Source organism: Pontibacter korlensis, from assembly GCF_000973725.1.
Taxonomy (GTDB): Bacteria; Bacteroidota; Bacteroidia; order Cytophagales; family Hymenobacteraceae; genus Pontibacter; species Pontibacter korlensis.
Genome location: NZ_CP009621.1, coordinates 4,118,575 through 4,131,757 on the forward strand (window position 1 = coordinate 4,118,575; position 13,183 = coordinate 4,131,757).

Sequence of the window (13,183 nt, forward strand, 5' to 3'; positions counted from 1 at the left end):
TGCCTTATTTGGTTATCCTCATGATATAATACGCAAACGAGATAGAGCCCAGAAAGCCGAAAAGAGACAGGATCATTGCTACATCTATAAAGTCCTCATTTTGGGTTAGCTCTGTGTATATGATTATTATGCCAATGACATTGGCTACAAATAAGTCAAAAGCAGTTACGCGGTCAGGCAGGGTAGGGCCTATCGAGAAGCGGATGGCGGTGAGTAGCAAACAAATGCTGAGCATCACCATGGCAATGATCAAGGTAATATGAAATATGCTCATGCTGTCAGTTCTAAAATCTTTTTTTCAAACCCAAGCTTGATGTGCTGCTTTAGCTGCTCTATATCGTTATGCTTCAGGTACAAGGTGTGTACATAGAGTAGCTTTCGGTCTTCACTTACATCAATACTCAATGTACCGGGGGTAAGGCCTATAATGTTAGCCAGAATAGAAATTTCCAGGTCAGTAGTAACCTCAAGAGGCAATGCAAACACCGTGGGCTGTAACCGGTAACGAGGAGTTACGATGTCGTGTGCGATCTTAAGGTTAGCTAGCAGTAGTTCTTTCCAGAAGTACAGGATAAAAGAAATAAGCTTTGGGAGTTTAAAGAAATAGGAGCGATGGTAAAAGTATGAGCTGATCCAAAGCAAAGACATTAACAGCGAAAAAAGAATCAAGGTAGTGAGTGCATTGTACTCTATGCCTACATCAGCACGCTGGAAAAACGTGTAGGTAATAAGACCTGCAAGTATGCTATGGATGAGAAGTAACCTCATGTGCCTGCGCTTTATGTCTGTTTTGTTCAGTGCCTTTATTAGATAGTACTGTTTCTGTGTAGTTTTCGATGTGCAGCAGTCCCGCAGCTGCACGCTCAGACAAGCGAATGAGCGGACTTGCATAAATGCCAATAAACAAGATGAATACAAGTAGCATAACTATAGGCAGGTAGATCATACGTAGCCGTTGTGGGTTCACCGGGGTCATAGTTGTTTCTGCTTTATAGGTGTTTGGTCTTGGCTTCCAGAAAACCTCATTCCAAATTTTAGTCATTGAAAACAAGGTTATCAGGCTCACGCAGAGTGACACTGCTACCAACGTGAACTTCCCAGCCTCCAATCCCGCTCTGGCAAGCATCAGCTTTCCCCAAAAGCCAGAAAGTGGCGGTGTGCCTGCTAAGCTTAGTGCCGATAAGAGGAAAAGCAGGGCAAGTGTCGGCTGAAGCAGATACACTCCTCCGAGCCTTTTAAGGGAGAATGTACGGTGCCGCTGTGCCACCACACCGCTTATTAAAAACAGGTTGGTTTTTACCAGAATGTTGTGCACGATGAAGAAAATGCTTCCTGCTATGGCCAATGGTGTGTAAATGGCCAAACCCATAAGCATATAGCCAATCTGGCTGATGATATGAAATGATAGAATCTTCTTAAAATCAGTCTGGGCTGCAGCGCCAATCACACCAATCACCATTGTTAATCCGGACAAAACTGCCAGAAGTGGTAGAATAAAATCAGAGTTAGAAACAAAAAGCAGGGTAAATAGCCTGATCAGCGTGTACATTCCTACTTTAGTGATGAGCCCGGCTATAAAAGCCGAGATGGAAATGGGAGGCGTATGGTAGGAGGCAGGTAGCCAAAAAAACAAAGGAAAGATGCCAGACTTTATGCCAAAACCTACCAGGAAGAAAATGCTCGCCATGGAGAGCAGCGGCAGGTTCGGGTGGTCTGCTTGCCGCACGAGGACCGCTAGCTCAGCCAAGTTAAGCGAGCCATAAAGGCTGTACATAATACCTATACCGGTTAGCAGTAAGCCAGAGGCAATAAAGTTGATGGTGACATACTTTAGTGTACCCTCAAGCTGACCCTTTGTGCCACCCAGGCTTAACATTGCAAAGCAGCAGATAAGAATCACCTCAAACCAAACATACAGGTTAAAAAGGTCGCCAGTGAGGCAAACGCCGCTGACACCCATTTGCAGCAACAAGAGCAGCGGGAAATAGCCAAATCGCCTTCTGGTGACATCTAACCCTTGCAAGGAGTACAAGTAAACAGCAAACCCTATGATAGCGCCGCTCAGCAGGATAAGCACACTGAACATATCTGCCACTAACGTGATGCCATAAGGTGCAGGCCAATTACCAACTTGTGTGGAAACTACGTTTGTTTCTAACACCTGTCTCATGAGCAATAGGATTGAAGCAAGCCATAATACCTGCGACAGCCCCGCCGTAATTGCCTGCTTGCGTTCCTGCTGCCATAACATAAGGCACAACAGTGTCCCATAAAGGGGCACAAGCAAAGGCAGCATAAGTAGCAAGTCTGATGACATAAAAGGAGGGTGCTAGCTATCGTTTAATATTGCTTTTATCGGAGTCGAGAAAGTTAATGGAATTTGCATGACTAATGGTGCTCCTCATTTTCTTTCCTGAGCTCGTCTAAATTGTTGGATTTAAAGGTTTGGTATACCCGCCTAATAAGCACAATGGCAAAAGCCTGAATGCCGAATCCAATCACAATGGCGGTAAGTAGCAGGGCCTGTGTTACCGGATCAGCGTATGGCTCGGCTGCAACTTTTTGGTCTTCGCTGATGATAGCGCTACTGCCCCTGGTAATGCCCCCAATCACAAAAAGAAACAGGTTGGTGGCTAGTCCAAAAAGTATCAGGCCGAGTATAACTTTGAACAAGTGCCTGTGCAGAATAAAGTATAGCCCGGTGGCGAAAAGGGTGCCTATCATTATGGGGAGAAGTGTTTCCATGCTTATTCTTTAGACATTGTAAAGACCATCTTTAGCACCATACCCAGCACCAGTAGATACACACCCATGTCAAACAACAGGGGGGTTCCGAAGGCACCAATAATGGCTATTCCGTCTTCTGACCATAGAGCTGACATATAAGGCTTACCAAGGAACAAACCTACAACGCCACTTGTGGCAGCCAGAAATAAGCCTGCTGCCATCATGTAAGCTGGGCGCACTTTTATCAGGTGGTAGCGCCAAGGAATTTCCTTAAACCCTTTGGGTCGGTTCCAGGTGTTAGCCTTTAGCAGGTTCCATATATGCTCGGTGCGGTTGCGGTAAGCCTGCCTGCTTTTGTGGTACACATTCAACTGAAAGTAAGCATTAACTGTGCGCTCCGAACCATGAGCCAGTACATGAAACACAAATGCGATAGAACCAATTAACCCACCTATAAAGCCGCCGCCCGGGTGGTTGTGGCCCCTAAGCAGAATATAAACCGAGAATAACAGAAAGAGTGGGGTCAGGTATCGTATCGCGGTTGCTAGAATGATTGTTCTCATGGTTTATCTCCTTTCTCAGGGTTAAGGCGCAGAAGGGAGAAAATACCTAGTGCTGCTACGGCAAGTACTATTATCTCTCCGAGTGTATCTAATCCCCTAAAGTCTACCAGAATAACATTCACTATGTTGCGGCCATGCGCCTGCAGGTAACTTGCCTGCCCATAAAACTCCTTCAACTCAGAATCCACAGCTTGTTGCTGCACCAGCAACATAACGTAGGTCATCAGTCCACCAAAAAAGACAGAAATGGCAATAAACTTGTACTTCTTGAACTGATGTGACACATAGGTGAAAGCTGGAAGCCTGTGCAAGAGCAGCACAAATATTACCACCGTAAGCGTTTCGATAAGGAGCTGTGTGGTGGCAACGTCAGGAGCTCCAAACAGGATGTAAAATAAGGCTGCAGAGTAACCAATAAGCCCCATAACCACAATAGAGGTGAGGCGGGAGCGGGTACCGAGCAGGAAGAAGAGTGCTGCAATAACAAGAAACATCACTACCAGCTCATATAGCCGCATTTCGTGTAGCTGGTAAATCCGCTCTGTCATGTCTATACCAGGAGAGTGGAGCCAGAGCGTGTATAAAAGCAAACCGCAGAAAAAGTACATAATGTACATGACATAGCTGCGCAGGTAGCCATTCTGTAGCCAAAGAATAAACACTTTGGAGCTATGCAGAAAGAGCTCGAAAAGCTTATGGTATAAAGCATTTGGCCCATACCTGTAGATAGGTGCAAGAGCATTAGAACGCTGCTGTAGCCTTGGAAGCGCTAAGAAAAGTATGTATCCTAGTAGCAGTGTCAGCAAGCTTAAACCTAAAACAGGAGTAAAACCATGCCATAGGCTTAGTTCCATCTCTAAGGCAGGGTCGTCAAGAACATACCTATAGCTTTGCTGCAGCAGGGGCGCAGAAACAGAGCTGACCAATATCCCCAACAGTAATCCTCCCACTGATAGTACTACTGGCGGAAAGTATAAAGCAAAGGATGGATCATGTAGAAGCGGTGTTTTGTCTTGCCCTCTCTGCCAGAAAATACGGTAGCTCAGCAGCAGCGCTACAGTCACGAAGGTTATGCCCGTAAACATACTTACTGCAAGCAGAAGGTAATTAGAGAGCGACGCCTCGTACAGCAACTCCTTTCCTGTAAAGCCAAGAAAAGGTATAACACCTGCCATGGATAGAGCAGCTAAAGTGGCAGCCAAGCCCGAGATTTTCATATGGCTGCCCAGCCTGTGCAACTTATGCAGGTTTCTGGTGCCAGTGCTGTGGTCTACACCTCCTGCCACCAAGAATAAGGTTCCTTTATAGAGGGCATGCGCCAGCAAGAATACCAGCATGGCTTTTATGGCATAGTCTGAGCCAATGCCTATCATGATTACCATCAATCCCAGCGCACTAATGGTAGTATAAGCAAGTATAGCTTTCAGATCAGAATGTTGCAGCGCAAGCAGTGCGCCCAGTATAGCTGTGAGGCTTCCTGCTATCACCAGGGTGTAGTGCCATACATCAGGGCCTGCAAGTGCCGGCGAAAGTCTGGCAAGGAGATATATACCTGCTTTAACCATAGTGGCAGAGTGCAGGTAAGCGCTAACCGGTGTAGGGGCTGCCATAGCGTTAGGTAGCCAGAAGTGAAAAGGAAATTGAGCTGATTTGGTGAAGCAGCCCAGCAATATGAGCACCACGGCCGGCAGGTAGAAAGTGTGCTGCAGTAAAGCTGCACGCTGTTGTAGTAATTCTGTGAAGGTATAAGACCCGGCTGCAATACTTAATAAGAGAAGACCGCCCATCATGGCTAACCCACCACTACCTGTTACCAGCAGCGCTTGCCAGGCAGAAACACGCGCTTCCTTCTCTGCTTGTTTGTACCCAATCAGTAGATAAGAGCTAATACTGGTCAGTTCCCAAAAGACAAACAGGCCAAAGATATTGTCTGAGCTTACCAGCCCCAGCATAGCTGTCATGAACAAGGTTAGGTATAGGTAGAAGCGTCCAAGCAGCGGATCGTCACGCAGGTATCCGCTGGCGTAGAACATAACCAGCATTCCGAAAAAGGTGATAAGAAAGGCAAAGAGCAGGCTTAAGCCATCTATCCTGAACTGCAGGTTTATTCCCAGCTCCGGTACCCAGGTACATTGTTGAACCAGTGTATGACCTTGTAACACCTCGGGTAACAGGGTGCAGCAATAGACAAAAATACCAAGCGGGACAAGTACCATCGGAATCACGATTGCGCTTCTCAGGTAACGGTATAAAACCGGAGCAGAAAAGGCAGCGAAAAGTCCGATAAGGATAGCTAACAGCATCAAATAAAGTTTTTTAAATATATTTTAAGACAGTTGGCGTATGTACTAATAAACATACTTACCAGCCTGCGTTTATATAGTTACGGAGGTCGTACTGCCTCGGACAAGCCGACGGTGAATGAGGGAACCAAACCTACAAACGATATACTGCAATGAACACGATTAACCGACTGATGGTGGGGCTAGATCTCACTGCAATGGACCAGACAATGGTAGACTATGCGGCATTCCTAAGCCAGGTCTTGCAAATAGAAAAGGTGTACTTCATCCATGTGGAGAAGAGCCTTGAGGTTCCTGGCGAGTTAATGCGAAATCTACAGTTGAACAATGTGCCTGCCGATGAGGGAATCAGGGAAATGATCATGACGAAGGTAGGACCTGTATTCTCTCAGATACCTCATATAGAAGCTGAAGTGTTGGTAGAGGAAGGTACACCTGTGAAGGAGTTGCTACACTGGGCTAAAGTCAAGCACATAGACCTGATACTGATGGGGCGTAAACTACGCATGCGTGGCACAGGCGTTCTGGCCCAGAAGTTACTCCGTACAAGTAGAATAAGCGTGCTTTTTGTGCCTGAAACATTCCAGCCAAGGCTGAATAATGTCGTGGTAAGTGTCGATTTCTCAGAGTACAGCGAGATGGCACTTGAGCGGGTACTTAAGGTTGCAGCAGCAAAACCAGATATCAATGTGATATGCCTGCATGCTTACCAGGTGCCTACTGGGTATATTACCCTGGGTATGTCCTATGAAGCTTTTGATCAACGCATGCGTGATTTCGCACAGCAGAAGTATGATCAATTGCTTACACACTTTCCGGAGCTGCGTGAGCGCGCAAAGTTGGTGCTGGTGCGACAGGAAGGCGATGACGATATTGGCGAACTGGTAGTACTGGAGGCAAAGCGCCTACGAGCAGATATGCTCGTTATGGGAGCCAAGGGTATGTCGGCAGCGGCTCTCTTTGTTCTCGGTAGCGTTACCGAAAAGATCTTGCGACACGACATGGACATCCCACTGCTGGTATTCAAGAAGCGCAATGAAGATATGGGCTTTCTGGATGCGCTTTTATCACCTTGATATTCTTCCTATCACGAAAAGCCCTGGCTTTAGAGTTTAAAGCCAGGGCTTTTTTATACTGTGTCTGTTCTATTAGGTGATCTGCTGCCGGCATACCTTAATATGATGTAAGCTATAATTCCAGCTACAAGCGAAGCGCAGAGTATAGCTAACTTTGATAACGGCAGCATAGGGGAGTCGGCAAAGGCCAGGTTGGCTATAAAGATTGACATGGTAAAGCCAACGCCACCAAGCAAGCCTACACCTATCAGCTGTAGCCAGTTGAAAGACGTAGGTTTTGCAGCTATGCCTGTAGCCGAGGCGATCCAGGAAAACATCAAAATACCGATTGGCTTACCTAGTACAAGACCAAGTATAATTCCCATTGGGAGAGCTGCATTAAGGTTTTCTACTAAGTTTGCATCTATGGCAATACCTGCGTTAGCCAAGGCAAAAATTGGCATAATGGCGAAAGCTACCCATGGGTGTAGCGCATGTTCTAACCGGTGCATGGGTGAAAGCGCCTCCTCACAATTACTTTCTATGGTGTATACTGCCCCTTGATAATCCTCATCTGTGGGATTTGTATCAGGATCAGACATTTCGGCTTGCTGGCTAATTCGCAGCTCTTCCAGCACTTCATCAGTACTTGATACAAACTCTTCCTCCGATATTTTGGAACGTCCAGGTATAGTGATAGCTAATAATATACCTGCGATAGTGGCATGTACTCCGGATTTCAGAAAGGCAACCCACATAATCACCCCAATAAGTATGTATACCCAAATATTGCGCATCCGAAGTGCGTTTCCTATCAACAAAAGGCCAAACAACAGAAAGCCAATCCATAAGCTAAGAAAGTTAACTTCAGAAGTATAGAACAAAGCAATAACCAGTACAGCGCCAATGTCATCTACTATAGCATAGGCTATCAGAAAAAGCTTTAAGGACAAAGGTGCACGGTTTCCGAGTAGGGTAAGAATGCCTAAGGCAAAGGCGATATCGGTGGCCATAGGTATGCCCCAACCTGACAGCCCTTCGTCGCCTAAGTTAAGCAGCACGAAAACACCTGCCGGAACTATCATACCTCCCAATGCAGCCATAACAGGAAATGCGGCACCTTTTATGGAGGAAAGCTCACCTACCATTGTTTCCCGCTTTATCTCCAGGCCCACCACAAAAAAGAAGATAGCCATTAGGCCATCGTTAACCCAAAGTATCGTTGCCTTGGTAAGGCCATAGTCGCCTAAGGCAATGGTAAATGGGGTAGACCAGACCTTAGCATAGCTCTCTGCCCAGGGGGAGTTAGCCCAGGCAATTGCAATAATTGTGACCACCATCAGCAAAATGCCACTAAAAGACGCTGCCCTAATGAACTCCAGGAGTGGGTACAGAATGCGATTGTATAGTTTGGGTCTGGTTGTAGTTGTTTCGCTCAATTCTGCTTCTTTTAGTTGAACATGCACATAATGACGAGCCTGGTACTTTAAAAGTTATGCTACTCCCTTTAGTGAAGCACTCTGCCTGCATAAGGCTATTCTTCCGGTTGCCTTTAAAGCTCAACTAAACAAAACAGCCACAGCTCCTCTTGAAACTGTGGCTGTTGAATATGTATTACTCCTAGACTTTTATACTACCTCTTTGTTGATGTAGCGGGAGTTGAGCACACTTAGTGCGCCCATATAGCGCAGGTTAAACCTTAAGACATCACCCACTTTGTAATTGTCGCTGTTCACTCCCAACTCCACTACAAGCATATCAGAGCTTGCTCCAATTACTGAGATATTATCGTCTTTCGGGATCAAAAATTTCGGATTGATGTCTAGCAGACCTACGTCAATGATAGCACGGTGCGACTTTTTGCCGTAAAGGCTTTCATCAATCTCAAAGCTCTCGCCGCTTGGGTTCTCTGCCAATATGCCGCTTGGCACCATTGGCTTTTCCGTTAGCTCAATTATCTCAGTCTCCAGCTCGAATACATCATCTTGCATTCCTTCAAAAGTCTCGTTGGTGAACAGGTTAAGGCCAAAGAACAATGCCTCGCCAACCCTGAAATGGTTAACACCTTTAGGAAGTATGTGGTTGAAGAGAAGCGGGATTGTGACAGATGTGCCGCCTGAAACCCAAGGGATCTCACGGTTAAATTTAGCTTCGATAATCTGCTTGTACAGGCAAAGCTGAATCAGCTTGTCTTGGGTTGGCATTACACCGTGCAAACAGTTAAAATTAGCGCCTAAGCCAATGACAGAGATCCCCGGAAGCTCGAAGACCTTCTCGTAAAAGTCAACCAGCTCTTCGCCCATAACTCCCTCGCGCAGGTCGCCCATTTCGATCATGATGATGATTTTATGCAGCTTGTCCTGGCGCACCGCTTCCTCCGAAAGCATGTTGATGATATCCAGCTCTGTCTGAAAACTCACGTCCGCATACTGGATAATATCTGGTATACTTTTCTTTGGAGCTGGCTTGATGTACACGGTCTGTACATCAGGAGCCATCGTCTTGATAGTCTTCAGGTTTGTGACGCGGGAGTCGTGCACTTCTTTTAGGCCTAGCGCCAATACTTCCTTCAGGTATAGCTCATGGCCACACAACAGCTTTGTTACGATGCCCCAGCTAATATCGTGCTCCTTAAACACCTTGTTCAGGTGATTGTAGTTATGTTGTAGCTTCTGCCGGTATAGCTTCAGAACTGCCATCTTATCTAATTAGTCTATACTCTAAATACTTGTTCGTGAAGCCTACCTTCTCATAAAGGTGGCGAGCAGGGTTCTGCGGCTCTACGTGCAAGGCTATACTACCTTGTGAGTTATCAATAGCCATTTGCACCAGCTGTTTGCCCACGCCTTTTCCGCGGGTGCTGCCGTGCACAGCCACATACACAAGTATATTTTCAGGTATATAGCCGCTCATGCCGGTGTTGTTCAGAATCAGTGCGCCTACCACTTTACCATTCTCACGGGCAACGTGCACAGCACCGCCTTTACCTTCCGCATCAGATAAAGCATAATCCATGCACTTGGCTATGTCCTGGCGCTGATCGCCATATTCATCCAGATGCTCAAAAAGGAAGTCTAATACTTCGTCGCGGTTTAGCTCTTCGTGCTGGTTTGGGGTATAGGTGTGGTAGCTGACACCGTTGTTTTCTGCCATGTCTTCTTCTTAGTTTTATCAGGATATAAAAATGTTAACGAAATATAAAGCACTAGGGAAGCCGTAAGACCGAAAAGATTAGGATCCAGGTTGTACGGCAGGGCAAAAGTTACCTTAAGCCAGGGTATATGTACGATACTGTGGGCAGAAAGTGTATTTCCTACCAGTTCACGCAGTTCAAACTCATTCATTGCCAACCAGCTTTGATTTTCCGTCGCAGGGAAATATGGCTGTATTGCTTGCGCAAGGTTTATAATGTCTGACCCAGGAGCAGGCGTAGTTAGGGTAAAAACCTGCAGCACCACCGTTACGATACCTCCTACAAGCATGGCCCAAAATGCTGCAACACTACTACGGCGCTTCCAGAACAACGCACCTATCACTGGCACGAAGAGCCCGGACACCATAAAGGCATAGGAGTAAAGCATCAGGTCGAGCACGTTGGTCATCATGGTGGCCAGCCACAGGGCAAAGGCGCCAACCAGCAAGGTTACAAGCTGCGACAAACGCAAAGCTTTAGGAGAGTCCTGATCAAACTTAAAGAAGTGGCTTAGTACATCAGTTACAATATTACCAGAGGAAGCCATCAGGCAGCTGTCTGCCGTGGAGAGTATAGCAGAAAAGTAAGCTGAAAGCATCAGTCCCATCAACCCCACAGGTAATACAGAGCGAAGAAGCATCGGTAGCCCCGTCTCCGGGTCTACTACGGCACCAGCTCCCAGTGCTTCAAACATGCCTTGTTCTGCAGCAATACGTGCTAGTATACCCAAACTAACGCCCATAAAAGCCATGATAGGCCATTCAAACAGACCGGCTATATACCAGGCTTTCTTAGCCGTTTTTTCGTCGCGGCAGGCATAAATACGTTGGTACAGCGTCATCCCCACAAACCATATAGGAATGATGGTTATGCCCCAGTTTACCATTTGCTGCCAGGTAATGTTGGTAAGGCTAAGGAAATCTGGTGGCAGGGTGGTGCGTATGGCGGCTATACTTCTGGAGGACTGGTTGCTTAAATATTCAGGATTGAAAATTTGGGAGAAACTCAGCTTCTCCATCCCACCCACAGCCAGAAATGAAACCGGTATGCCAATAAATATAAGACCGCCCATCAGGATTGCCCACTGAACGGTATCGGTATAGATCACCGCCTTTAAGCCACCCATAACCGTGTAAACCACTGCAATAATCCCCATAATTAGCAGGGCTGTGTTCAAATCGAGGTTTATGAACGTACCGCTGGCAAGTTTGGCACCAGCCAAGATTTGCGAACTAGTAAAGCCGGTATAACCGATTGCGGAAATTATGCCTGCAAGTAGCGCTACTCTGGCATTAAAGTAGTAGCCGAAAATTTGTGGGAATGTAAGGAAACTAGCAAAAGCAGGATTGCTTTTAACCTTTGGGATAAGGAAAACTGCAGCTAACCAGGCTCCAAGCAGGCCTGTAAAAAGCATCCAGGACCCTGAGAGCCCCATGGCAAACCCAAGGCCGCCGAGGCCAATTGAGAAACCTCCACCCACATCTGTTGCCACCACAGACAAGCCTATATGCCCACTGCTCATGGAGCGGCCTCCTACATAATAATCTTCAGCACCTTCGTTCTTTTTCAGGAAATAAAAACCTACGCCAAGCATAGCCAGCATATAAAGGACGAAGATGGAAAGGTCTATGTAGTGCATCTATAAGAAAAGTCTAATTTAAAGATTAAGGGCAATTAAGGGTTATACGTCAATATAATAAATAAAAAAGGAATATTGAAGGTTTAAGCACGTTAACCTAGGCTTTCGGGAGAATTGGAAGAATCTAAAGTATAATTTTTGTGCAAAAAGCTGCTAACTGCCTTCTTCATTAGCTTTGTGCTTAGTTACAGCCAAGGCACTAACTTTATTAGATGAGTTCAATTATAATATAGGTTTAGCTAAATATTGATGCAGGGCTTAGAAGCCAATATAAAAGTCGATTCAAAAGGTCAGATTAAGTGATTAAATTGTAACTCAAGTGCTGCATTACTTTATCTGTTGCAACATCTTTTTTTTCAGGGTGTAAAATAGCCTGCATGAGAGGTAATATGCGTATACTTATAGTATGATGTAAGGAAAATTTTTACCCGTTACTTACTTGCCTATGAGGATAGCCGGTTATACGTCCCTGCTCTGCGCTTGCCTCTTGCTTTTGCTTACAGAAACTGTTGCGCAGGTGCAGCTCTCCCAATCCTCCGATACGGTTTACTTTACTTCTGACCGTAAGAAAATAACCATGCCGTTCCGGCTCGTGCACAACCTTGTTATTATACCTGTACAGATAAACAATTCTCAACCACTCAACTTCATCCTCGATTCCGGTGTCCGTAACACCCTCATCACGCAGTTATACTTCTCTGATTCGCTGGACCTGAAAGAGGCAAACCGAATCAAGATAAAAGGGCTAGGGCAGGGGCATAGCCTCGAAGCCATCCATAGCACCGGCAACAGCATGAGAATGCGTGGAATTCAGGGCGATCATCATACAGTATATGTGCTACTGGAGGATATTTTCAACCTATCACTGCGGATGGGAATGCCAGTGCATGGCATTATTGGATATGATATTTTCAAAAACTTTATAGTAAAGATTAACTATAGTACAGAAACCTTAACACTTTATAGGCCAGACCAAAAAGTTAAAAAGAAGAAACGTGCGGAAGAATACCCTTTGATTATAGAAGATGCCAAACCATACTTACATGCAACTGTAAAGCAGCACAACGGCGACTCACTAAACGTGAAGCTTATCGTAGACACGGGCGCAAGCAATAGTCTGTCATTATACCTGCCCTCAGACGAGCGTTTGAAACTACCTCCAAAGGTAATGCACGCTTACTTGGGCCGTGGTTTAGGAGGGGACATAAACGGTAAAATAGGGAGACTACCCAGTTTCAGGTTAGGCAAGTATGAGATGGAGAACCTTACGGCGTCTTACCCGGATGCTGAGGCTGTAAAGCTGGCTCTTAATGTGGCAGGGCGACATGGAAACATAGGGTCAGATATTCTAAAGCGCTTTACCGTGATTTTTGATTACCCGAACCAGCGCATCTCTTTGATACCGAACCGTAGGTTCAAGGAACCCTTCTACTTCAATATGGCTGGTTTTGAAGTAAGCACACCTCTTCCAGGCGCTAACTTTTACATCATCTCGAATGTGGTAGAGGACTCGCCGGCAAAAATGGTGGGCGTTCAACCCGGAGACCAGCTCTTGCACATAAACGGCCGCAACTGTAACGAACTCAAACTCTCCGAAGTGCTGCACATACTGGATAGCAAACCTGGTCGTAAGCTCCGATTACGACTTAAGCGGGAAGAAGAGATAATTGATGTAGACTTTGTGCTACAGAGCCGGATATGAA

12 protein-coding genes are annotated in these 13,183 nt (G+C 46.0%); 2 read left to right on the forward strand and 10 right to left on the reverse strand.

What is annotated here, in order from left to right:
- Positions 1–4: 4 nt before the first annotated feature.
- The 6 genes from PKOR_RS17745 to mbhE all read right to left on the reverse strand — a co-directional run bounded on the left by PKOR_RS17745 (position 5) and on the right by mbhE (position 5,593).
- Complete coding sequence (locus tag PKOR_RS17745; RefSeq protein ID WP_046312462.1) at positions 5–274, reverse strand: MrpF/PhaF family protein; 270 nt, start codon at positions 272–274, stop codon at positions 5–7.
- A complete protein-coding gene (locus tag PKOR_RS17750; RefSeq protein ID WP_046312463.1) occupies positions 271–768 on the reverse strand; it encodes a Na+/H+ antiporter subunit E in 498 nt (165 codons plus the stop codon). Before PKOR_RS17750 ends, PKOR_RS17745 begins: the two co-directional genes overlap by 4 nt.
- A complete protein-coding gene (locus PKOR_RS17755) occupies positions 746–2,170 on the reverse strand; it encodes a proton-conducting transporter transmembrane domain-containing protein (protein ID WP_235336710.1) in 1,425 nt (474 codons plus the stop codon). Before PKOR_RS17755 ends, PKOR_RS17750 begins: the two co-directional genes overlap by 23 nt.
- Positions 2,171–2,388: 218 nt before the next feature.
- Positions 2,389–2,745 (reverse strand): Na+/H+ antiporter subunit C, encoded by a 357-nt coding sequence (locus PKOR_RS17760; RefSeq protein WP_046312465.1) that lies wholly within the window; start codon positions 2,743–2,745, stop codon positions 2,389–2,391.
- Between the two features lie 2 nt (positions 2,746–2,747).
- On the reverse strand, positions 2,748–3,290 hold the full coding sequence (locus PKOR_RS17765) for an MnhB domain-containing protein (RefSeq protein WP_046312466.1): 543 nt from the start codon (positions 3,288–3,290) through the stop codon (positions 2,748–2,750).
- Complete coding sequence (mbhE, locus tag PKOR_RS17770; protein ID WP_046312467.1) at positions 3,287–5,593, reverse strand: hydrogen gas-evolving membrane-bound hydrogenase subunit E; 2,307 nt, start codon at positions 5,591–5,593, stop codon at positions 3,287–3,289. Before mbhE ends, PKOR_RS17765 begins: the two co-directional genes overlap by 4 nt.
- 152 nt (positions 5,594–5,745) lie before the next feature.
- Between mbhE and PKOR_RS17775 the strand changes: the two genes are divergently transcribed.
- Entirely contained in the window at positions 5,746–6,669 is a 924-nt protein-coding gene (locus PKOR_RS17775) for a universal stress protein (RefSeq protein ID WP_046312468.1), read from the forward strand.
- Positions 6,670–6,722: 53 nt separating this feature from the next.
- On the opposite strand, the gene nhaA is transcribed toward PKOR_RS17775, so the two are convergent.
- The 4 genes from nhaA to PKOR_RS17795 all read right to left on the reverse strand — a co-directional run bounded on the left by nhaA (position 6,723) and on the right by PKOR_RS17795 (position 11,480).
- The gene (gene nhaA, locus PKOR_RS17780) at positions 6,723–8,087 is read right to left on the reverse strand and encodes a Na+/H+ antiporter NhaA (protein WP_046312469.1); all 1,365 of its coding nucleotides are present in this window, start codon (positions 8,085–8,087) and stop codon (positions 6,723–6,725) included.
- A gap of 189 nt (positions 8,088–8,276) precedes the next feature.
- Positions 8,277–9,347 (reverse strand): alanine racemase, encoded by a 1,071-nt coding sequence (locus tag PKOR_RS17785; RefSeq protein ID WP_046312470.1) that lies wholly within the window; start codon positions 9,345–9,347, stop codon positions 8,277–8,279.
- A gap of 1 nt (position 9,348) precedes the next feature.
- A complete protein-coding gene (locus PKOR_RS17790) occupies positions 9,349–9,801 on the reverse strand; it encodes a GNAT family N-acetyltransferase (protein ID WP_046312471.1) in 453 nt (150 codons plus the stop codon).
- A complete protein-coding gene (locus PKOR_RS17795; protein WP_071843164.1) occupies positions 9,741–11,480 on the reverse strand; it encodes a sodium:solute symporter family protein in 1,740 nt (579 codons plus the stop codon). The genes PKOR_RS17790 and PKOR_RS17795 overlap by 61 nt, the downstream gene beginning before the upstream one ends.
- Positions 11,481–11,973: 493 nt before the next feature.
- On the opposite strand from PKOR_RS17795, the gene PKOR_RS17800 reads away from it, so the two are divergent.
- Entirely contained in the window at positions 11,974–13,182 is a 1,209-nt protein-coding gene (locus PKOR_RS17800; protein ID WP_235336713.1) for an aspartyl protease family protein, read from the forward strand.
- The last annotated feature ends 1 nt before the right edge of the window (position 13,183 follow it).